The following is a 21,753-nucleotide window of genomic DNA, read 5'->3' as shown; positions in this document are numbered from 1 at the left end:
ACCATTGGTTGAGGCCGGTCATCTCAATGCATAAGATTGGATTCGACGGTTGAACGCCAATCGTTTTCCCCGCTACTCCCTTCGATTGAATTGTATCGATCGCCGAGCACGTCGCACCGGCCGTGTGTACAGGTACAACGTATGCCACTCGCTCAACTCCTCGAACAATACGTTAGTCTGGGTATCTTCGTCCTCGCTGCAGGCCTGAGTGTACTCAGCTTCCTCGCATGGCGCCGGGAACGTGATCGTCGTATGTGGATCGTTACGCTCGGGTACGCGATGTTCGCCGTCTACGGACTCATCGTGTTTCTCGAGTACCCGCTGCTCCCGTACTTCCCGTACGCGACGCTGGAATTACTCGAACACGGGAGTGCAATCCTGATCCTCGGTGGCCTCCTGGCGTTTTTCGTCGCTTTGACGCGGGACTGAGCAATGTCGGACTCGGATCTCGAATTGGCCTCTCGGCGGGAAATCTACCAGCGGATAGCCGGGACGCCCGGAATTCACTTTCGCGCGCTCCTCGACGATCTTGAGTACGCACAAGGGACGCTCCAGTACCAGCTCAGGTGGCTCGCCGATGAGGACCTGATCGACGTCTCGGACGACGGCAAGTACACGCGGTACTATCCGGCTGCCGAGTTCGACGAAGCCGATCGAACAGTGATGAACGCGCTGCGCCGGGAATACAGTCGCCGCATCCTCGCACATCTTCTCACGGACGGTCCGCTCTCGACAACCGAACTCAGCGACCGCCTCGACAAGGCGCAATCGACCGTCTCGTGGCATCTTTCGAAGCTCGCCGAGGCTGACCTCGTCACGAAAGAACGCGACGGCCGAAGTGTCGTCTACGAAGTCAGAGATCCCGATCGCGTCAACTACCTCTACACGGTTCACCGGCGCTCGTTCACAGACAAAGTCGTCGACCGTATCCTAGGCCTTTGGGACAGCTACTAACCCGGAGTCGTGTTCGACGGAATCCCTCGAAGCACCAACAGACGCAACAGGAGCACGTACACGAGAAACGCCACTGAGGGTCCCAGCAGAGGACGGATGAGTCCCGTCAGATCAGTCCCGATTGCGGCCGCGTGAATTGTCCCGAAGGCGAACCCAGCATATGCGAATGAGTGGACGACGCGTGGGCCCCAGGGGCGATGGAAGCGTTTTGCGTCAGTAAAGCCAAGCACCGCGACGACGAGCATGAGCAGTGCCCCCGCACCTACGGCGACGCCGCCGAGAAAGTACGGCATCGAGTATGCCGGCGCTGGAACCTGTCCGGTGACGACGAACCACGCATCAAGTACACCGAGTCCCGCATGTAGCAACGTGACGATCATCGCGAACACGGAGAGTTCGATATGGATTCGTTGAGCGGCCTCGTGGAGCATTCCAAACGACTCCGTGTTGTAGAGGATTCCCGTGAGAACTGCCAGATACAACGCCGGATACGTCACGAGTGCGGCACCTCGGTCGAGGAGCCAGACGAGCTGTGCCATCACGATGCCCCCGTCGTTTCGACGACATCGGGACAGCCGTCAGCGTCCCGGAACCCGTTCTTCCTTTCCGGTCGTGTCGGACACTTATCCGCGGAGTCGTTGATGCCGTCACCATCGTAATCGGCTGGGGCCTGTCGCGTCGAAACGGTCTGGTCGACGAGGTCGCTTTGTTTTTGTTCGGTCGCTTGGGCGGCACGCACGTCTCCGATCTGCCAAAGAGCAGGGACAGCCACCACTAAGACGACCATCGCCACGACGGTGATTCGTTGCTTATGTGTCCAGGACATGTGTCTCAAAGCCATCTGTCGTATGAAAGACACCATCGTGGATGATGAGCGCCTCCAGACCCTCCCACTCCGATGCTAATTCGCTTGCCTTGGCAAGTGGGAGTGCCGCGAGAGTCGTCGCCAGGGCGTCGGCTTCCATACAGTCTCGGCGCGCCACGACGGTGACCGATTCATGGCGAGAGCCGAGCGATTCGGTGGTCGGATCGTAGACGTGGTCAGTACCGTTTCGCGACCGTCGGTATCCGCCGGATGTTGCGACGTACCAGTCCGTGTCGAGGACCTTCAGCGGTGTGTCGTCACCGTATGGGCTCTCGATGGCGACCGGTCCCGCCGGTGGAGACATATCCCCTCCACCACTGACGAACCCGCATCGGCCGAGTCCCGTGAGCGTCTCGGCGGTTCGATCCACGATGTATCCTTTGGCGAGGCCATTCAGGTCGAGTTCGACGTCGGTCGTGATGTGAGATCCGCTGGTTCGGACAGTTCCGGTATCAAACTCCGTTGGTGGTGTCTCACTGTCACCACGCAAGAACGTTTTGAGGCCTTGTTCGACGCGTCCCTGGTGAATATCGAACACCCCACCGGTCCGGTCGTTGTATTCGATTCCACGGCGAACGATTCGGGCAACGTGTTCGTTCCTGACTTCTCCTTCACGGTTGAGCTGGCTGACGGCACTCGCCGCATCGAAGGCGTTCAGCTGGGCTTCGAGTGATTCAGCCGTTTTTCGGGCCGCAGTTGCCCCAGCCTCGGCCCGAACGCCCGTCGCCTGAATCCGAAACATCGTGTCACAACACTCGAACTCGCGGTAGGTGTCCCCGAACCGTTCGTAGACCGATGCGAGCGATCCCATCATCTCGGTCACTCGTCCTCTTCGTGTTCTTCGTCCTCGTGCTCCTTTTCGTATTCTTCCTCGTCGTCCTCTTCATACTCCTCGTGTTCTCCGTCCTCGTATCCGGACCGTGTCTGGACTGCTGGGGTGAACTCCTGATTCGGCGTCGGCGCATCCGCAGTAACCTGTTGTGAGGCGTCTGACGCGGGCGTATCTGGTGAGTTAGGTTGCTCGCCAGCCTGCGCGAGGCCGCCACCGGGCAGCGCAAGGGCCCCGGCGACACCAGCTGTGAGGAGCGCACCGACGAGCGTGAAGGCGACGAGTTTGTTTTTCGGGGCGGGAACGCGCATAATTAGCTACCCCCCGGTTCAGGACCACTATCTTCGACGTGTCGGTCGTTGCGTTCTGCCATTGCAGATAGAGGGTTGAGACAGCCTTAGTAAGGCGTTCGCGTCCAACCATCGAATTTTCGTACAGCTATCGAATCGGTTCAGCATTTTCCGAGGCGGAGCCTCCGGCCTCAAGAAGCGAGGGCTTCCGACTGGTCGGAAGCACGAAGCGAGTAGGCCGGAGAGGAAGCCGACACGGTGGGAAACGAACATCGGTGTTGTCGCTGATAGACTCGCTATCCGAAGGGGTTTTTTCGGGGGCCACCGTATCAGTAGTCAGTGATACCGTCGCACACGTCGCCGGTATCACGGGCCGCAGTAGCCCGGCCCCTGAATGGTGGGGGCGCCGACCCCGAAGGTCGTTCGGTACGGGTGAGGAACGACCTTCCTTCCCGGCGACAACTGAGGGCGAGTCCCACATCAAAGCCCCTCCCTCAACGAGCGAGGTCGCAAGACCGAGCGAAGTAGGGAGGGGTCGGTTACAGCGCGAGGTGGATTCTGAGTATGTATGTGACTTCGTTATCGAGCAGCTGGCACTACTGGGGATCCCCTGTTTGCTCTGCGTACGGAATGATTCGGGGTTGTACGAGGATTCGATAGATGGATCTATCGAGTCGTGTTCGTCGTGGTCAAACCAGGTTTCTGATACGACACGTACGTCCGATTCCAGCCCAGCGAGCGAGGTCCGATCGTACAGCGGTGGCGAGTCGTACACGGGCCACTTAGCGTACGAACGCTGAGCGATACGTCGAAAAACAGTTCGCTGAGAATTACGAGCCGACGCCACACTCAGAAATCCTCGGTGAAAACCCTCACCTCGCCTTCGTTAGTAATTCCGACATCAATAGTCGTCTTCAGTTCGTTCTGGTTCGTACACTCTTCGAGAACCCCATAGAGATGGGTATAGAGTTCTGGACGACAGTAAGCGATTTTGATACCAGCTTCGTCTGCGTGTGAATAGACGCTGGCAACTAACTTATCAAAACTTGTCCCCGGAGAGACAGAAAACTGGATCGGCGACCGAATCGTCCGGACGAGTTCTAATGTTCGACGAGCTTTTTCGATGTTCTGTTCTGCCGCTCGTTCGATAGCACTGATATTCGAGTCGGTTGTCCCCAGCCGGTCCGCAACTTCCTGCTGTGTTTGCCCTTGCTCTCGGAGTTCGAGCACTTCCACCTGCCGCTCAGTCAATGTCGTCGATTCTGCAGAGGTCATATAGAGTCAAATAGATGTGTTTGAGATAAGCTTTTCTCTCAAACGTTTCTCTATCTCGCATGGATGACTGATGGATCTCCTACTGCGCGACGACGATTTCTCCTGACTGCTGGCACGGCGGCCGTCGCTGGTATTGCAGGCTGTACAAGTGGGAGCAGTCGAGATCGTAGCCAACCGACGACGGTTGCCATCCTCGCAGCTGGCAGCCTCCAGAACGCACTAGCTAACGGACTCAAGCCTGCTGTGGATGTCCCAGTTGAGATCGAGGCACACGGCTCTGCAACCGTCGCTCGGATGATCGATGAAGGGCAACGCGATCCCGATATCGTCTCAGTCGCCGACGTGGCGCTCTTTGAAGAGCCACTCTCACCGTCGTGGCACTCCGTGTTTACCAGCAATTCGGTCGTCATCGCGTACAATCCGGACACAGATGGCGGGGACCGTCTGACCGATGCCGGAACCGAGAGTTGGTACGAACCAATGGTCCACGGGAACGTGAACATCGGACGAACCGACCCCGACCAAGACCCGCTTGGATATCGTGCACTCTTCATGCTCGAACTCGCCTCACGCTACTACGACGACGTATCGAGTCTCAGAGAACAGATCCTCCAACAGGATCAGATCTATCCCGAAACATCGTTGATCAGTCAATTCGAGACTGGTTCCATCGACGCTGCAATCGCCTACCGCAACATGGCCGTCCAACGCGATTACGAGTACATCGAGTTGCCGGACCAGATCAATCTGAGTAATCCACAGTATGCCGAGGATTGGTACTCAACGACCTCGTACACACTGCCGAGCGGCCAGGAAATCCAGGGCGGGCTCATCAGTTACGGCTCGACCATTCGGCACATGAGCGACGCTGCCGTTTCCGTGTTCGACGTCCATACGACCGGGAGTTATCTCGAAGAGTACGGATTCCTGCTGCGCGATCAATTTCCCGCCTATACGGGCGACGTGCCCCAGAGTATCAGACAGGCAACCGACCAATCCGGCGGGACTCAATCCCAAATCGGCGGACCCCACAGAGAGCTATCGTCGACGGTCTCGGACATCACTGTCCTGATTTGAATGGCGACAGGTTCACACTCGAAGCGATCGGGAACGGGCACGTTCGGGTTCGACTGGCTCAGCGTTGCGCTCGTCCTCGGGGGCGTGCTACTCCTGTATTATGTGGTGCCACTAGTCTCGCTGTTTCTCTCGGTACCGGCCGGAGAGATTCTTGCTCGGATGAACAATCCGACCGTCGTAGATTCGGCGACGACGTCGCTTCTGTCGGCGTCGATTAGCACAGTCACCGCCACCCTGTTCGGCTTGCCGCTCGCGTACTGGCTCGCACGCACCGACGGGGCTGTAACGAAGATAGTCCTCGCAGCCGTGGTCCTCCCCTTGGTGCTCCCCCCGACGGTCGGCGGAATCGTGTTGCTCACTGTCTTCGGCCCCAGCTCGCCGCTCGGTGAAGCCGCGATTGCTGCCGGGTTCCCACTCACACGGTCGCTCGCTGGGGTGGTACTGGCCCAGACATTCGTCGCGTCGCCGTTCGTGGTCGTCACCGCGAAAGCAGCGTTCGAAAGCGTCGATCAGACGCTCGAATATGCCTCTCGCTCGCTCGGAAAGGGTCGATGGACGACCGCCCGTAATGTGACGCTGCCCCTTGCAGGTCCAGGGATTCTTGCTGGCATAACGCTTGCCTTCGCAAGAGCGATCGGTGAGTTCGGCGCGACGATGATGCTGGCGTACTATCCCCGGACGATGCCGGTCCAGATCTGGGTGGCGTTTATCGAACTCGGCTTGGACAACGCCTATCCGGTGGCGATACTGTTAGTACTGATCGCTGCCGCGGCCCTGTTGATTCTCAATACCGTCGCCTCGAACCCATGGGAATGACACTCGAACTCTCTCGACTTCGCAAAGCCTACGGCCAGTTCGACTTCGGCTCGGTGGACCTGACGGTCGAGGATGAAGTGCTTGCCGTCCTAGGACCGTCCGGCAGCGGGAAGACAACGCTCCTCTCGCTAATCGCCGGGATCAACAGCCCCAATTCGGGATCGATTCAGCTCGATGGGCGAGAACTGGTTGGCTTACCACTCGAAGATCGACACGTGGGGATGGTCTTCCAGGAGGGAGCGCTCTTCCCACACATGACCGCCCGGAAAAACATCGAATACGCGGCCACAGCCAGCGAGCGCGTGGATGAGCTTGCGACGCTTCTCGAATTAGAGGACGTGCTCGATAGAAAGCCTCCGACCCTCTCCGGTGGAGAACGACAACGAGTGGCACTCGCACGAACGTTGGCGACTGACCCGGACGTGCTACTCCTCGATGAGCCGTTGTCGAGTCTCGACGCGCCGATTCGGAAACGGCTTCGAGATGAACTGCACAGTCTGTTCGAATCGCTCGAAATTCCGATTCTCTACGTCACGCATGACCAGCGGACGGCAACGGCACTCGGTGATCGAATCGCTATCGTTCGCGATGGTGACCTCGAACAAGTAGGCCCGCCGTCGACTGTGCTCACTCGACCGACGAGCCGATTCGTCGCCCGCTTTACCGGGAACGAGAACCTCTTTGATGCGACGGTGATCAACCAAACAACAGACGGAACAACGGTTCAGTTTGGTGATATCCAGTTCCAGACGACCGCGTCGGATATCCATACGTCGACGGTGACGGTCTGTATTCATCCATCGCGGGTAGAAATCGAAGCCCCATACATTGCCGACGGTGACCGAACGGAAAATACGGTCACAGGAACAGTTGCTCGCTGGTTGAATGAGGGGAGCGAATACCGAATCGATATCGAGATTGAGGCGGGATCGATCACTCTCACGGCGAACGTTCGTCCGCCGACGTTCGAACGACTGGCGCTTGAGAATGGCTCAGAGGTACAAGTACGGATTCCACAAGATTCGATACATTTGATCCCGGGGCGTGAATAGTTTCGAGCCGAATACTCACTGATTCGCGCCTGGCAGGCATCCGTAGAGAGAACCATATGCATTGAAACGACCGGTCTCAATTACCCCATCCTCATGGAAGTTGAGACCGGCGTTCTCGATGCATATGGAACTACCTTCCTTCGATAGCCCCAGCTAGAGTGTCTGCTCTACAAACTGCGACACAATGCGGTCCTCGGCAGTCCGAAGCCGATACTGGACCGTCGAACGGGGTTCGTCGAGTATTGACGCCAGATCGGAGACGGACACTTCCCGCGGCCGTTCGTAGTAGCCATGCGTGACTGCGGCTTTCAACACTTGCCAGTGCTCCGGCGAGAAGTCCGTGGCGATCCGCTCGGTGGCGTTCCAATTGCCGGCACTGGTGATATGCGATACCGAGAGTGACACTCCCTCGTGAAGATGCGATTCCATCGTGTCGTATACATCGCCGATAGGGTAGTCACCGGGAAAGAGAACGCGCCAGCGGTACTCGTCGCCGACGCGGCGGGATTCGAACACCGTCCCCTTCCGGACGTGATCGAGGACGAAATGTGGGAGTGAGTGACATTTCTTGATCTCGCGACGGAGCGTGTAGATCGTCCGGCTCGTCTCTCGACGATCGAGGACCTGATACGACCGTTCTGTATCGCAGTTGTCGACGTCGAAACACTCGTTACAGCGCGTCTCGTCTAGAAACACCGCGTCGAACGCCCTCAGTGCTTCATCGGTCCCCTTCGCGTGATCGAGTCGCCACATATGGTCGTCGTTTACGAAGATTGCAGATGACCACAGCGAGAGGCTCTCGTACTGCCGGAAGACGTCCATCAGCTCGTCGGCCCCCGACTCGAATTGGAGGACGAATTCGAACTCTCGAGTCTCGTCGACCCTCACAGCCTCTCCACTCATTTCCATCTAAAGCTAAACACTGCCAAGACAAAAATACCGGCGCTTCGGACTCTAATAACTATTTGACACAGATAGTTGGTTATTGCTAAACCAAAGCTGATTGCTACCCCCGGAGTACGTAGGAATGCGATGTCCGATGAGAAAGAACACGGCAGCGGTTCGGTAGAACCAGGTGACACGAGCAAACGAGTCGGGGCCGAAGTGATTCGCGAGCGTGGTGTCGACCCCGAGGAACTCCGCGAGAAACTGATCGACGCCATCGGAGCGGAGTTCACGACGTACTATTACTACACGAACCTCCGGATGCACCTCGCTGGTGAAGAGGACTACAAGGAAATCACCGAGGACGCCCGCCTCGAAGATCGGGCCCATTTCGAGCTGGTCGTGCCCCGGATCTACGAACTGGAGGGATCGCTCCCGAACGACATCCGTGACTTCGCGGATCGCGCGTCCTGTCCGGACGCCGAAGTGCCGACGCCGATGGATGACAGCGGCGGGTTCGACACGTCCGATTTGGAGGTCGAGGACATTCTGGAGGTGCTGCTGGAGGCAGAGCGGTGTGCCATCCGGACCTGGAGCGAGATCTGTGACATGACTCGCGGTGCTGACCCGCGCACCTACGACATGGCCCAGCGGATCCTCAACGAGGAGATGGACCACGAGGCCTGGTTCATCGAACTACTGAGCAAGGAACGGGACGACGAGATCAACCCGGCCGGCCACTTCGCCCGCGGCGAACCGGGCGACGCGCCCTACTCGACGAACAACCGGTTCAACGATTCGGCCTGATTCCAGTCGTCGGCGCTCCCAACCCCACCTTCCCCTACTCCCCTGTCATGACACAATCGTCGAACGAAACGTGGACCGTCACGATCGTCGTTCCCGAGGACTCGTCGCTGGACGAGGCTGGTGAGACGTACGATCTCAAAGTCGGGGCGGACGAGACGATCCTCGCGGCCGCGCGTTCGGCGGGTGTGTGGCTGCCGGCCGACTGCCAGCAGGGCTGGTGTACCACCTGCGCCGCCCGCCTCGTCGACGGCGACGTTGTCCACCCGAACGCGCGTCGGTACTACGACGAGGACGACGAGGCCGGCTACATCCTGCCCTGCACTGCGAAGCCACGAACCGACACGACCGTCGTCGTCGACCAGTACGACGACTTTCTGGAGTTCAGGGCGGCCAACGACCGGCCACCCGGCAACTCGAAATTGGATTCGTAGACAGATCATGAGTACGAATGATACACAGTCGACTGAAACGGTCGACACAGATCACGCAGAGCCAGCCTACGAGGCAGTCCTCATTTTCGATGGGGAGTGTCCGTTCTGTTCGGCAGCAGCGACGGCACTCCGACAACTCCCCGAAATTGGCGTCGTCGAGTGGAACAACGACGCTGCACAGCAGATCCTCGCGGCCCAGTTCGACGATCCCCCGTTCACGCTGGTACTTGTCGACGGAAGGGCGGACCGGCTGTGGATCGGCCCGGCCGCTGCAGGCGAACTGTGTGACCGTGCTGGGATCCCGACGCTCGTCCAGGATATCGTCGCGGACAACTTCGAGCGCGTCGGTGACGCGGTGCGGGGCGTCGCCGGTGCGAAGCGGGAGCCAGCCGATCACGACGGGACGCGTTCGCTCACTGCCGCTGCTGCTGCCGAGTATCAGACGCTCGCAGCAAACGCTCGACGGACCCACAGGACTGGAAGATCCCAATAGCCCTGGAGGACACAGGATATGCCAGTCTGTGAAACCTGTGACGAACACGTTTCCGAGCAGTTTGCGCGAGTGTTCGGTGACAAAAACGGACGTGTATATGCCTGTCCCAGCTGTTCCGCGAATGCTGGGATCGGTGAGGTGACGCGTGAGCGACGGCCCGAGCGTTAGATTAGCATTCGTATCCAGTCTCAGTACTGTATCGAGCAATTGGACGAATACTTGACCGTATCGTGATCAGTCTGTCGACGCGGCCCCGACATGTAAATCTCGCCGCACTGTATTCCGCCAGATCACCCAGGAATCCTACATCGACTGGCCCGCGTACGAATCCACGCCCATGTTCGACCGCTCATCACTCGCCGCAGTAGAAGCAGACGTTCGTGTCGTCGCGGACACCTGGTTCCAATAAGAGGCGCACGAAGCAGTCGAACCGTTCGTCGCCACACTTCCACTGTCGTACGTCAAGTTCGATGCCCACGACCGATATGCAGGCTCAGCGAGCTACAAGATTGAGACACTATTTCGTTTATTCCTGCTGAAAAAATGTCATGACTGGGACCACGATACTGCCCTCGTCGAATCCCTCACCCAGCACCCCGATCTCCGTGATCAACTCGGTTTGGAGTCGGTTCCGAATCAGTCGACACTGTGGCGTAGCTGGCACCATCGGTTCACGGCCGATCTCCAAGACACCGTTGAGACAGCAGCTCGAACGAACCTCATCAAAGCCCAAAACGCGGGTGCCTCTGTTCCGCATGAGCCAGAACGACAGAGCCACAGACATGATAACGAGAGTCCGAAATCAGACCTCGAGGACCAGACCGTATTAGAGCAGGCCGAGACCGTCACTGACCGCGTCAGCACCGTTGTATTCCCAGCGTTCTCACTGGATCGCGACAACGGCTGTGAGATCCACGAGAACGCCTACTGGGACTTACAGACGTACCTGGGCCTTCGTGAGAGGTTGGCCGCTAACGAGGGTGCTCGCAGCTTCATTCATGAGTCAACGCGGGATCGAACACCACTCGGACACGCCCACCGCGACCACATTCGCGATCTCCCTCTCCAGCAGATTCGAGAGATGTATCGACAGGCGATCCGACACCTCATTGACGAGGTCGCAGAGACGGAGGAGTTCTTCCGTGCAGGTATCATTGCCATCGACATCACTGAAGCCGATCCCTTCACAGGCGATAGAACGGGCCACGAGGACGAGATAATCGGGACGCAAGAACAGACCGACGAGTATGCCTACCAGTGGGCGACAGTTCAGTTGGTCCGGAACGTTGTTCCGCTCGTGCTTGACGCTCGGCCAGTCCGACGGGGTGAGTCACGTAAGGAAATCGTCAAAGACCTACTCGACTCCGCCGAGAACCTCGTTCACGTGGATAACGTGCCGATGGATCGGGAGTTCGATAGTCAGCACGTCTTGGAGATGATCAGCCAACGTGGGCTTTCCTACGTTGTTCCCAAGCGGATGCAGACCAGCGAGAGAGCTCAGGCGAAGCGATTGCTCCAGCGTGACCAGGAGCGGTATGAAACCGACCGGAAGCTCCATCTGGGCAAGAACGAGTGGCACGAAACGACGCTGGTCTACCGCCGGAATGAAGACTCCGAGCACGACGATCACCGGCAGTACTCGGTGTTCATGACGAATTGCGGGAGTGGGCACCTCACGGAGTACGGCTACCGGTGGGAAATCGAGAGCGGCTACAAATCGATCAAACGGTTCATGGGCGCGACGACGTCGAAGCATTTCGGCCTGCGGTTCTTCTACTTCGCGTTCGCGTGTCTCCTGTACTCGATCTGGCGAGCGGTTGATTTGCTCGTGCAGGTCGAATTGACCGGTGAGTATGAACATTCGCCGATCGTAACGGCCGACAACACGCTTACGCTGTTGAAGAAGGAAACCGGCATCGGATAGCGAAGATATCTAACCGTGGTAGCGCGATGTCTGAGTGGCTACACTACCCGCGGTCTCGGAAACATCCCGGATGAGTTGACTATCCAACTATAACGTCCGGCCAGAAAGCGATCTGAATCAGTTTCTGGTCATCGATTCGGCCGAAACCACGCATCACAGCCCCGCTAATCCCGCTGTAGTCTCAACTTCCAATCCTCACAGTAGTTGAGGCCGGTCGTCTCAATGCATATGGATCGTCGTCGAGGAATCTCAGAGACAGTTAGTCGTCGTCGCCGCGGTAGGCGTCGCCACCGCGCTTGGTGATCGTAAGCACGTAGAGGACCTGCTCACTCCGAGCAGCACGACAGCCGAGGCGAAACGGGCCGATTCGCAGCTTCTGGTGTGGCGCTCCCTCGAGTGGTTCGAGATAATCCATCGGGTTACGCCACTGATCCGTGACGATCTCGTCCAGTTTGGAACTGATTCGATCTTGTGCGTATTCGTCGAGGCCGTCGAACTGGCGGTCTGCTGTATCGGTGAACTCCCAGTCCCACTCGTCACTCATCGTCGCTGTTGCCGGCCAGTCCGTGCTCCGTCTTCACGTCGTCGCTCGTTCGCGTGTTTTCCTCCTGAATGTCGACTTCGCTCGCGAGCATCGCCTTCAGATCCGCCCGATTGAAATCGGGATGCTTGATCGCATCGCGAAGGATGTCACGAATGAACTCGCTCCGGCTATTGTATCCTTCCTCTTTCCACGTCCCGTCAACATCGGTGAGGAACGTCTCCGTCATCCGGATATTGACCGTGGTCTTCTCAGGGGATTCAGCTTCTGCCATATTTCTGTGTTGAATTTGTGTGGTAATAACCGTTACGCACAGCACACCAGCAGTGGGCCGAAGTGACTTCTAGAATAATATCTCAGCTGCTCAGTGTGGATGCGCATCGGTCAGGATGCCAGGTCGAATCGTTTAGCACAGGGCGCATAGTCAGCACCGTGGTTAATAAGGAATCACATGAGTGCCAAAGCCACCGATTGATCGTGATTACGAGTACCGGAGCAGAGCACTGATTATGATGATTGGTGCTGTGGTATGCGCTTATGAAGAGAGCGCGTAGCCGTTATTGTCGACACTCCCGACAGAGACGGTATCATCAGCTACCGCTGGTGAGGTCTCCCTCAAAAATTACAACAGAGTCAAATAACCACTTGCCAAACAATATTGGAGATGAGTCTTAGAAATATAGTATATGGCTGCTTTTATTATATCTCTTGTAAAATTCATGAGTAACCTTGCGCCGACGGCAATTACTTTCAATGTCAGGATCACTGCTGGGGATAGCTGCCATCCCAAGTCGAGTCAGTAGTGTCTCTTCACCTACAGTAACTGTAGAACAAGAGGTTTCACCTACGCCATTAGACGTCGTGTGGAATTACACACCAGACATCGACGGCGATACAAAATGGGTTGAATCGATCACGACGAATCCAGACGGTTCGATTATCCTTGCGGGAGTCTCAGCTGAAAACAGTAATAGTGGGACACCGTGGGCTGCCAAGTTGAATTCACAGGGGTCGCTTGTCTGGACCAATACTTACCCCATCGGAGAAAATTTAACACTCCGTTCTGCGCATTGGGTAGCATCCGATCAGATCCTTCTGGGTATCCCGTCAGGCACAGGATGGCCCGGTGGAATACTCGTGATTAACGACGAGGGACAGCGGTTGCAAACCACAGAGTGGGACCAAGCGCACGTTATGAAACCCGACACTGATGGAACGATACTGGTCGGTGGGACGGAAAGTGAAGTGTCCGCAGAACACTCTGCCAGGGTCGCCCGATTTGGAGCGGAACTCGATATCAGAGGCAGATACACCCTCGGGGAGCAGCGGTATATCAAAGATATCGCTCTCAAAGATGATGGTTTTCTCGTAGCGGGACATGAATACGAAACGGAATTAACGGATGCTAGAAGACCGGGTGCGTATAATGACGTTCGAACAGGGTGGATCAGTGCTGTTACCAATCAAGAACAAACGTGGGAGACGTCGTTCAGAATTGAAGATGTGAACACTCATGCGACAGGCATTGCGTCCCTGCCGAACGCTGCTGGGGGGATTGTTTGTGGCTACATAGAAACCAGCGACAGTTCATATGGTGGCCAAGATGAACGGACCGGATTCATCGCACGGGTTTCTGAGGAGGGAGTTCTCTGGCATCACGTTCTTAATCCAACTATCGATATGTCCGAACCGGCAGACGAATATGAAGATTTCAGCTTTCATGATATTATCCGAGTTTCGGCGGGCCACTACGTTGCAGCTGGAGATTACGATGAGATTGATGGTGAGGAATACACTATTGGGACTCGCATGGTGGCCGTTAATTCTGGGGGAGATATCCTTTGGAACGAGATCTATACGGAGTATGAAGGAGATGATCTTCCCAATCCGAAAACTGAGATACACGAAACCGAAGATGGAGGTCTCATACTTGGAGGCCCCCTTCCAGCGGGCGTATTCAAACTTGGTTCAGTCCAAAGCTTTCGACCGGCTACCAACGGGTTTGGATTCAAAAACTGGAAGACAGATCCACAAACAGCATCGTTTGAACCACGCCACAATCACGACAGCGTGACTCAAGACGAGTCAGCAGCGATCGTTAGACAGTGGGTTCAGAATGTTGATGAATTTGATGTTTCAGACAAGATAGCGAAATCAATCGGGACCGACCTGTACCACTCGGTCAACCAAGGAACTGCGGCCAACGGGCACTGTGTTGGGATGATTTACACTGCTCGAGAGTTTTATAATCAATCTGAATCTATCCCGGCCGACGCTACATCTGCAAGTGAAATCGAGAAACCGACCGGCATGTACAGCGCTGTCGGAACCAGCATTGATCAGTATCATAATCAACAGTATTTTGATTTTGATTTCTGGTGGTCCACACGGGTGCTTCGGTTACCAAGTGAAATCGCCCCTATTGATTACCAGAGACAGGTCGAGCGAATACAAGAAGCGATTGATGCTGGAGAAACAATTCCAGTCGCACTCGGAAACAGTTTCCAGAGTAGCGGACATGCGGTTCTTGCATACGATTACGAAGAGAGCGATTCTGGAATCCTCGTTCATGTCTATGATCCAAATAATGAAGCCAGTGCGTATCCAGACAAAATGAGCTTTATCGGATTTGATACGAGTGGTAGTCGAATAACGGCGAACTCGTCGCTGGGCTACCAGCGTATTCTCACATTACCAAGATCTCCAGATGTCGACGCAGGGAAGTTCCTCGCGGCAGGTCTCAACGCCGAGTTAACCTCATTATTCGAGTCCCTGTTCCAACGGATAGCACAGTTCGAGATCCAGTCGCCAGCCAGTATCACCGTCGAATGTCCCGATGGCGCTGAACTGACCCGTGGTCAGGCAGAGCACGTCAGTGACACTGCCACCGAGGCTGAAGAACGACGAATCCGATATGCCGCTCCGACAGGAGAGTACACGGTAGTTTTGACGGGCGAGAGTGAGGGTGGGTACACAATAGACGCCCAGGTGACAACCCCTGACAAAACGGTTCTCGCTGACCAGTATACTGGTCGTATCCAACCCGGAGATGAACATGTCTTCCGTGCCACAGTGTCCGAAAATGGCGACGATAGCTCCCTGGCACCCGCAAACGAAGCCGCAAACAAAAATGCCACACAGGTATCGACCACTACAACTGACGACACTGGTGAACGATCGAACTCTGACGGATCTGGTGGAATGATAGCAGCAGGAGCAGCCGGCGTCGCTGGTACGCTTGCCGTTATAGCTGGGTGGCTCCGACGTAGGGACAACGACGGATAAAGTTTTTTACACTCTAATGATAAAAATCAGTTTGCTCTACTTTACAAAGATTGTGCAATTAATATAGTCTCATTGCCACATTCTCTTCTATTCTGTAATGATAATACAGGATTTCACAATCTTTTTGATAACAGCAGGTGGTCCGTCTATATGAAACAATATCCGACACGTCGTCGGTTCGTACAACTATTTGGGGCCAGTAGTGTTGCTGCACTCGCCGGGTGTAGTGGCTCCGATGGGAACGGTTATGACAGTGATTCGCCATTTCAAACAGACGAACCGAATTCGACAGAGGCACCGACCGAACCAGGCCAATCAGAATCCCCTATTTTCGAACAAACCGGGAAGATGACTGCCAGCGATGGTGATCCAGGCGATCTCCTGGGCTGGTCGGTCTCAGTCTCCGCTTCCGGTGGGACAGCTGTCGTCAGCGCGTTCCATGATGACGATCCAAACGGAACCGAGTCGGGGTCAGTGTATGTGTTTACACGTTCGAGCGGTTCGTGGGCCCAACAAGCGAAGCTTACAGCCGATGACGGGCGGGTCGCTGATAGGTTCGGTAGCTCAGTCTCGATTACGGACGACGGCACGACCGCTCTTATCGGTGCTCATGCGAATAGAAACCCCGACGGGGAGCGTTCGGGCACAGTATATGTGTTTTCGAAATCAGGTGATTCCTGGAACCAACAGACGAAACTCGTAGCGAACGACAGCGAAGACGATGACGCGTTTGGTAGTGCGGTTTCGATAGCCGGTGACGGTTCGATTGCCGTCGTTGGTGCGTCCAACGCCAGTAGTTCGGACAATGACGGCGCCGGATCCACGTACATGTTTACCCGTTCCGGTGATTCATGGAGCCAACAGGCGAAACTCCAGCCCGAGGACGTGAGCAATTTCGGCGACTCAGTCGGGACATCGAGTGATGGTACGACTGCAATCATCGGTGCCAATTCCGATACGAATGCCAACGGAGTGAACGCTGGATCGGTATTTGTGTTTTCGCGTTCAGGCGACTCCTGGACACAACAGGCGAAACTCACAGCTGACGATGGCGAAGCATGGGAAGAGTTTGGGGGCGTTGTTGAAATGACAGACAACGGAACGAAAGCCATCGTTACTATTCCAAGCGATACGACACCGAATGGTGAGAGATCGGGGTCAGCGTACATATTCTCGAGAACGAACGGTTCCTGGGAGCAAGAAGCCAAGCTCATACCAGACGACGGTGGTCAAGGTGAGGAGTTCGGGAGTGCTGCTGGGATTTCCGGAGACGGTACGACCGCGATTGTTGGGACATCACTCCAAGCCGAATTCACGGGTGCAGCGTACGTCTATACAGATGCAACTGATGGTTGGAGCCAACAGGCTAAGCTCACACCGGACAATGCAGGGGAGGATGATAAGTTCGGCACATCGATCGGGATCTCTAGTGATGGTACGACTGCCGTCATCAGTGCCGATGGAGAAAGTGAGCCGAACGGCGACGATAGTGGTGCAGCATACGCGTTCGAGTCACCCCAGTAACCCGATCTGAAACCCACACGAAGTGTCCCTCGTATGTAGTCACCACTCTCCACTCACCACACATCGATCAATATCAACCAGTCAATGCACAGATTCACCGGGCGGTTAGTTCGCGAATCTTGACGTGAATTCAACGGTGGCAGACTGCTGTATCTACCCTCTGTACTGAGCAGTTGGACGAATACTTGAGCGTGTCGCCGCCACCATCCCGCCGTGGCCCCGACACGTGAGTCTCGCAGTACTGTCTTCCGGGAGATTGCTCAGCGATCCTACGCCGACTGGCCCACCAACGAGTCGAGCCCGCTATTCGATCGCTCATCCCTCCCAGCGCTGGAAGCGGATGTTCGGCTCGTTGCGGAACCATGGTTCCAGCACGACGATCACGAGGCCGTCGAACCATTCGTCCACGCAGTGCCGCTGGCATACGTCCAATTCGATGCCCACGACCGGTACGCAGGCTCAACGAGCTACGAGATGGAGACACTGTTTCGCCTGTTCCTGTTGAAAGAATGCCATGGCTGGGACCACGAAACCGCCCTCGTCGAATACCTCACCAAGCATCCCGATCTCTGCGAACAGATCGGGCTAAACTCGGTGCCCGATCAGTCCACACTGTGGCGCAGCTGGCACCAGCGGTTCACTACTGAACTCCAAGATACCGTCGAGACGGCAGCGCGAACGATCCTCATCAAAGCCCAAAACGCGGGCGTCACAGTCCCGCGCGAGCCAGAACGACAGAGCCGCAGACACGGTGACGAGCATACGGACTCGGACCCTGACGACCAGACCATCCTGAAACAGGTACAGACAGTTACTGAGCGAGTCAGTGATGTTGCGTTCCCTGCGTTCTCACTGGACCGAGGCGAGGGCTGCGAGATCCACGAGAACGCCTACTGGGATCTCCAGACGTATCTCGGGCTTCGAGAGAACCTCGCCGTCAATGAGGGCGCTCGAAGCTTCATCCACGAATCCAATCGAGAGCGGACACCACTCGGCCACGCCCATCGGGAGCATATACGCGACCTCTCCATCGAACAAATGCGGGAGATGTATCGACAGGCAGTCGGCCGACTCTTGCATCGTGTCGCAGAGACTGAGCAGTTCTTCCGAGCTGGCATTGTCGCTATTGACATCACCGAGGACGATCCTTTCACTGGGGACCGAACTGGGCACGAAGACGAGATTATCGGGAGAAGGAGAAAACCGACGAGTACGCCTACCAGTGGGCGACAGTTCAGTTAGTCGGGAACGCTGTCCCGATTGTGCTGGACGCCCGGCCGGTACGCAAAGGCGACACACGCAAAGAGATCGTCGCGGACCTCTTGGACTCGGCAGAGGCCCTCGTTCACGTCGATAATGTGCTGATGGATAGAGAGTTCGACAGCCAGCACATCCTAGAGATGCTCAGCCAGCGCGGGATGTCCTACGTCGTGCCGAAGCGGATGCAGACCAGCGAAAAAGCGCAGGCGAAACGACTTCTCAAGCGGGGGAAGGACCGCTACGAGACTGATCGAAAACTACATCTCGGCGACAACGAGTGGCACTCGACGACGCTGATCTACCGACGGAAAGAGAACTCCGAACACACCGATCATCAGCAGTATTCGGTGTTCATGACGAATCGAAATAGCGGGCTCCTTACTGAGTACGGGTATCGGTGGGAGATTGAGAGCGGCTACAAGTCGATTAAACGATTCATGGGCGCGACGACCTCGAAGCACTTCGGGCTGCGGTTCTTCTACTTTGCGTTCGCCTGTCTCCTGTACTCGATTTGGCGGGCTGTGGACCTGCTGGTACAGGTGCAGTTGACCGGTGAATACGAGCATTCGCCCATTGTGACGGCCGATAATACGCTGACACTGGTGAAGAAGGACACGGGAATCGGATAGTAACGAAACTCTCTCCGTGAGAGCGCGTCGTCTGAGTGGCGACACTATCCGGAGTCTTGGAAATCCGCTAGAATAGTTGCCTGCAAAACAAGAACGGCCGTTTAGACAGCAATCTAACGCAGATCCTGCTCATCGATTCGGGCGATACCGCGCATTACAGGCCCGCTATACCCGCTGTAGTCTCAACTTCCACACCGGTCCAGAAGTTGAGACTGGTCGTCTCAATGCATATGGCAGTCTGGCGCAGTTCATAAATAGTATGAAGACGTGGTTTGGGATAGAACAATGGCACGAATCACCGGCTCTTATCCAGACGATCTCGACCTGCTCATCGAGGGTGCTGTCGAGGCTGGTGTGTTCGGGGGAAAGAGCGATGCGTTGCGAGAGTTCGTGCGTGAGTACTTCGAGGACCACGAAAACGAACGCATCGCTGCTGCAGTCGCCCTCTACGAACGTGAACGAATTACGCTCGGTGATGCTGCGAGACTCGCTGATGTCGACCGCTGGACGATGCGGGATATTCTCCGTGAGCACGGCGTTGAACTCCGGCTCGGGCTCGCGGACGAGGAGGATGCGGCCTACGAAGCGGAGGCAGCACGCGAACTCGAATTCGATGATGAGGACTCGTCTGATGAGGAGTCCCGTGCTAAATGACAGGTAACAATCTCCCAGCGAACCCGAGCGTCTTGAACACGACTGTTCTCTCGAATTTTGCGTACATCGATCAGCTGTGGGTAGTTGCTGACCTCTCTGGAATCTGTACGGTACCAGTCGTTCGTGAGGAGCTCAAACGCGGCGTTGATAACCACCCATATCTCCAGTCAGCACTCGATACGCTTGACGACGAAATCCCAGTCGTGACAATCTCGGATACCGTCGCAAACAGAGAAACCGTTGTCGGTGAGCATCTCGATCCAGGGGAAGCACAAGCATTCGCCCTCGCCGACGCACACGACGGTCGACTACTGACAGACGACGATGACGCCCGGTCATTTGCGAAAGAACAGGGCGTAGCCGTCGTCGGATCAGTCGGTGTACTTTTGGCTGCTATTGATGCTGAAAAGATCGACGAACCGACCGCTGACGAGTGGCTGTCGACCTGGATCGATGAAATTGGGTACTACGTTCCGTATCGGTCGATCTCGGAATACCGGTGAGCTACGCATGCTGCACCCTCCTCAACCTGTGTAGTCTCAACTTCCAAGGACCGAAATTAGTTGAGACTAGCAGTCTTAATGCATATGGTATGACCGGGATAGGGCTATTCCGGAGAAATCATCAGTTGATTCGTATTTTGGGGACGTTGTTGCACGATTGAGCAACGCCTATTGGGGCACTCTGTCTCAGCCACCGGGCATGGCCGGTGATCGCGACCGTTCTGTACAACTTGTCCCAGTACGTCGATAACCGGCTCAAAGAACGCCTGATGGCAGACGATGTCTCCTGGGTGGTCAAGAGTTCCTCCACTCGGTTCGACAGGTCAACCCGAACGAGGTCCCCGACTGGGGTGGGACCTTCGAGGCCACTGATGACAACAACTGAACCCAGATCTGGCGAGATCCGCTCGAATGAAGCTCATATGAGCCGATAAGCGATGTCCTTTCTGCATCGCGCTCGGGCGTCAATATGAGTGCAACAAGGGCCCGCAAAATCCGGATCAGCTGTTCGAGTTCGCGTAGACGCGACCGAACAGATGACCGGTTGACACGTACGGCTGTCATACTGATGCCCTAAGCCGCCCAGGTACAGTTATGGACACGATCCAACTGTTCGTGGGGATCCCCGGTGGACCGGAACTGCTCATCATCCTCGGCATCGCAGTGTTGCTGTTCGGTGCCAACAAGCTGCCCGCGCTGGCGCGATCCTCGGGTCAGGCGCTCGGGGAGTTCAAGAAGGGGCGCAAGGAGATCGAAAGGGAACTCAGCGAAGCGGCCGCAACCGAGGAGGAGGAGGCCGACGACGACGAAACCGCGACTGACCCCACCAAGACAGCCGAAGCGGCCTGAAAACGACGAAACGGCGAGAAACTTCGGACGTTTCTGACGATCAGTAACGACGAGCGGCGCGGTCGGGCCGTGGGACACCGGAGAGCGGGGTTCAGTCGTCCAGCGCGTCCGTGGCCGCATCCGCGGCGGTGTCGGTGCCGGCGGGTGTCGCCACTGCCTCCGGTGGTGAAAACGTCGTCTCCGGGGGCGTGTTGGCCGAGCCTATGACCCGGCGTCGGTCCCGGAACGTGTGATAGCCCGCCACAGCGGTGAACAGCACCGCGACTCCGAGGGCGTACCCGAAGCCACTTAGGCTGGCGAACGGTTGGATTCCCAGCGTCGCGGTGGCCACGATTGCGGTCGCTACGCCGCCCAGAGCGAGGTAGAACTGGCTCCAGTGGATGTCGTCGGCGGCGACCAGATCGAAGTAGATGTCGAACTGGTCGATGGTCTCTGTCAGCGCTATGACGCTGCGGTCACTGTCGTACTCCACGGCGCCCAACTGGTCCATCTTGGGTAGATGGGTCTGGTGCAAGGCGGTGTACAGCCGCTTGCGCTCTTTGGGTTTGACCTGCTCGCGTTCGACGGCGTTCTCCCAGGCGGCGAGCTGTTCGGAGAGGTCGCGTATCGAGACCGGCTTGCCGGTCTGTTTCAGATAGTGGAGCGTGTACCGCCGACGTCTGTTGCTCAAGGTCTCGAAAATCGAATCCGTCGACAACGAGTTCTCGTCGGTCACTGCTGTCTCTGTTGCGCGCGTACTTGTCATTAACCCACCCTTAGCATCCCAATGGTCACCATGATTATAAATATAGCGTACTTCGTGCTCGTTTT

23 protein-coding genes and 3 pseudogenes are annotated in these 21,753 nt (G+C 56.5%); 16 read left to right on the top strand and 10 right to left on the bottom strand.

All coding sequences use genetic code 11. The features are described from left to right. Window positions 1–252: 252 nt before the first annotated feature. Window positions 253–429: a hypothetical protein gene (locus MUG96_RS24320; protein WP_236044526.1), complete on the top strand. Its 177-nt coding sequence runs from the start codon at window positions 253–255 to the stop codon at window positions 427–429. 3 nt (window positions 430–432) lie between these two features. Then, window positions 433–954, top strand: coding sequence for a winged helix-turn-helix transcriptional regulator (locus tag MUG96_RS20825; RefSeq protein ID WP_246989085.1), 522 nt, complete (start codon window positions 433–435; stop codon window positions 952–954). On the opposite strand, the gene MUG96_RS20820 is transcribed toward MUG96_RS20825, so the two are convergent. The 6 genes and pseudogenes from MUG96_RS20820 to MUG96_RS20795 form a co-directional block, all read right to left on the bottom strand. Beyond that, a complete protein-coding gene (locus tag MUG96_RS20820; protein ID WP_246989084.1) occupies window positions 951–1,493 on the bottom strand; it encodes a DUF8596 domain-containing protein in 543 nt (180 codons plus the stop codon). The two genes, MUG96_RS20825 and MUG96_RS20820, sit on opposite strands and share 4 nt — an antisense overlap. Continuing rightward, a complete protein-coding gene (locus tag MUG96_RS20815) occupies window positions 1,493–1,780 on the bottom strand; it encodes a hypothetical protein (protein WP_373222128.1) in 288 nt (95 codons plus the stop codon). Before MUG96_RS20815 ends, MUG96_RS20820 begins: the two co-directional genes overlap by 1 nt. Beyond that, window positions 1,764–2,633 (bottom strand): FAD:protein FMN transferase, encoded by an 870-nt coding sequence (locus MUG96_RS20810; protein ID WP_246989082.1) that lies wholly within the window; start codon window positions 2,631–2,633, stop codon window positions 1,764–1,766. The genes MUG96_RS20815 and MUG96_RS20810 overlap by 17 nt, the downstream gene beginning before the upstream one ends. 5 nt (window positions 2,634–2,638) lie before the next feature. Beyond that, on the bottom strand, window positions 2,639–2,959 hold the full coding sequence (locus MUG96_RS20805) for a hypothetical protein (protein WP_246989080.1): 321 nt from the start codon (window positions 2,957–2,959) through the stop codon (window positions 2,639–2,641). A gap of 643 nt (window positions 2,960–3,602) precedes the next feature. Further along, window positions 3,603–3,785 (bottom strand): annotated as a pseudogene (locus MUG96_RS20800) (transposase); the annotation flags it as partial. Window positions 3,786–3,787: 2 nt separating this feature from the next. Next, a complete protein-coding gene (locus MUG96_RS20795; protein ID WP_246989077.1) occupies window positions 3,788–4,213 on the bottom strand; it encodes a Tfx family DNA-binding protein in 426 nt (141 codons plus the stop codon). Between the two features lie 63 nt (window positions 4,214–4,276). Here MUG96_RS20795 and MUG96_RS20790 point away from each other — a divergent pair, with 63 nt between their 5' ends. From MUG96_RS20790 to MUG96_RS20780, 3 genes are read left to right on the top strand one after another with little or no spacing between them, the layout of a single operon-like run. Further along, window positions 4,277–5,290 carry an extracellular solute-binding protein gene (locus MUG96_RS20790; RefSeq protein ID WP_246989075.1) on the top strand — a complete coding sequence of 338 codons (1,014 nt, stop codon included), beginning with the start codon at window positions 4,277–4,279 and terminating at the stop codon, window positions 5,288–5,290. Continuing rightward, window positions 5,291–6,106 (top strand): molybdate ABC transporter permease subunit, encoded by an 816-nt coding sequence (locus tag MUG96_RS20785; protein WP_246989073.1) that lies wholly within the window; start codon window positions 5,291–5,293, stop codon window positions 6,104–6,106. After that, window positions 6,103–7,158 (top strand): ABC transporter ATP-binding protein, encoded by a 1,056-nt coding sequence (locus MUG96_RS20780; protein WP_246989071.1) that lies wholly within the window; start codon window positions 6,103–6,105, stop codon window positions 7,156–7,158. Before MUG96_RS20785 ends, MUG96_RS20780 begins: the two co-directional genes overlap by 4 nt. A gap of 153 nt (window positions 7,159–7,311) precedes the next feature. Here MUG96_RS20780 and MUG96_RS20775 read toward each other — a convergent pair whose 3' ends face one another. Next, window positions 7,312–8,061 (bottom strand): helix-turn-helix domain-containing protein, encoded by a 750-nt coding sequence (locus tag MUG96_RS20775; RefSeq protein WP_246989439.1) that lies wholly within the window; start codon window positions 8,059–8,061, stop codon window positions 7,312–7,314. Between the two features lie 129 nt (window positions 8,062–8,190). Between MUG96_RS20775 and dps the strand changes: the two genes are divergently transcribed. The 5 genes and pseudogenes from dps (at window position 8,191) to MUG96_RS20755 (ending at window position 11,698) form a co-directional block, all read left to right on the top strand. Next, window positions 8,191–8,850: a DNA protection during starvation protein gene (dps, locus tag MUG96_RS20770; protein WP_246989069.1), complete on the top strand. Its 660-nt coding sequence runs from the start codon at window positions 8,191–8,193 to the stop codon at window positions 8,848–8,850. A 47-nt stretch (window positions 8,851–8,897) separates the two neighbouring features. Continuing rightward, window positions 8,898–9,281, top strand: coding sequence for a 2Fe-2S iron-sulfur cluster-binding protein (locus MUG96_RS20765; RefSeq protein WP_246989067.1), 384 nt, complete (start codon window positions 8,898–8,900; stop codon window positions 9,279–9,281). Between the two features lie 7 nt (window positions 9,282–9,288). Next, the gene (locus MUG96_RS20760; protein WP_246989065.1) at window positions 9,289–9,774 is read left to right on the top strand and encodes a thiol-disulfide oxidoreductase DCC family protein; all 486 of its coding nucleotides are present in this window, start codon (window positions 9,289–9,291) and stop codon (window positions 9,772–9,774) included. Window positions 9,775–9,792: 18 nt separating this feature from the next. After that, entirely contained in the window at window positions 9,793–9,942 is a 150-nt protein-coding gene (locus MUG96_RS24430; RefSeq protein WP_443984571.1) for a DUF7563 family protein, read from the top strand. 121 nt (window positions 9,943–10,063) lie between these two features. Continuing rightward, window positions 10,064–11,698, top strand: a pseudogene (locus MUG96_RS20755) (transposase). Window positions 11,699–11,957: 259 nt separating this feature from the next. On the opposite strand, the gene MUG96_RS20750 reads toward MUG96_RS20755, so the two are convergent. Both MUG96_RS20750 and MUG96_RS20745 read right to left on the bottom strand, forming a co-directional pair. Further along, a complete protein-coding gene (locus MUG96_RS20750) occupies window positions 11,958–12,242 on the bottom strand; it encodes a type II toxin-antitoxin system RelE family toxin (protein WP_246989063.1) in 285 nt (94 codons plus the stop codon). After that, window positions 12,235–12,513 (bottom strand): ribbon-helix-helix domain-containing protein, encoded by a 279-nt coding sequence (locus MUG96_RS20745; protein WP_246989061.1) that lies wholly within the window; start codon window positions 12,511–12,513, stop codon window positions 12,235–12,237. The genes MUG96_RS20750 and MUG96_RS20745 overlap by 8 nt, the downstream gene beginning before the upstream one ends. Before the next feature lie 479 nt (window positions 12,514–12,992). On the opposite strand from MUG96_RS20745, the gene MUG96_RS20740 reads away from it, so the two are divergent. The 6 genes and pseudogenes from MUG96_RS20740 (at window position 12,993) to MUG96_RS20715 (ending at window position 20,943) form a co-directional block, all read left to right on the top strand. Continuing rightward, window positions 12,993–15,524 carry a hypothetical protein gene (locus MUG96_RS20740; protein ID WP_246989059.1) on the top strand — a complete coding sequence of 844 codons (2,532 nt, stop codon included), beginning with the start codon at window positions 12,993–12,995 and terminating at the stop codon, window positions 15,522–15,524. 150 nt (window positions 15,525–15,674) lie between these two features. Continuing rightward, window positions 15,675–17,048 carry an FG-GAP repeat protein gene (locus MUG96_RS20735; RefSeq protein ID WP_256465449.1) on the top strand — a complete coding sequence of 458 codons (1,374 nt, stop codon included), beginning with the start codon at window positions 15,675–15,677 and terminating at the stop codon, window positions 17,046–17,048. A gap of 213 nt (window positions 17,049–17,261) precedes the next feature. Continuing rightward, window positions 17,262–18,937: pseudogene (locus MUG96_RS20730) on the top strand (transposase). Between the two features lie 285 nt (window positions 18,938–19,222). Beyond that, the gene (locus MUG96_RS20725; RefSeq protein ID WP_246989055.1) at window positions 19,223–19,591 is read left to right on the top strand and encodes a UPF0175 family protein; all 369 of its coding nucleotides are present in this window, start codon (window positions 19,223–19,225) and stop codon (window positions 19,589–19,591) included. Then, complete coding sequence (locus MUG96_RS20720) at window positions 19,588–20,094, top strand: PIN domain-containing protein (RefSeq protein ID WP_246989053.1); 507 nt, start codon at window positions 19,588–19,590, stop codon at window positions 20,092–20,094. Before MUG96_RS20725 ends, MUG96_RS20720 begins: the two co-directional genes overlap by 4 nt. Window positions 20,095–20,688: 594 nt before the next feature. Further along, entirely contained in the window at window positions 20,689–20,943 is a 255-nt protein-coding gene (locus tag MUG96_RS20715) for a Sec-independent protein translocase subunit TatA/TatB (RefSeq protein WP_246989051.1), read from the top strand. Between the two features lie 91 nt (window positions 20,944–21,034). Here MUG96_RS20715 and MUG96_RS20710 read toward each other — a convergent pair whose 3' ends face one another. After that, the gene (locus MUG96_RS20710; protein WP_246989049.1) at window positions 21,035–21,658 is read right to left on the bottom strand and encodes a DUF7344 domain-containing protein; all 624 of its coding nucleotides are present in this window, start codon (window positions 21,656–21,658) and stop codon (window positions 21,035–21,037) included. Between the last annotated feature and the right edge of the window lie 95 nt (window positions 21,659–21,753).

This window comes from Halorientalis marina (assembly GCF_023028345.1).
GTDB lineage: Archaea > Halobacteriota > Halobacteria > Halobacteriales > Haloarculaceae > Halorientalis > Halorientalis marina.
This window is presented reverse-complemented; position numbering and strand designations above follow the sequence as displayed.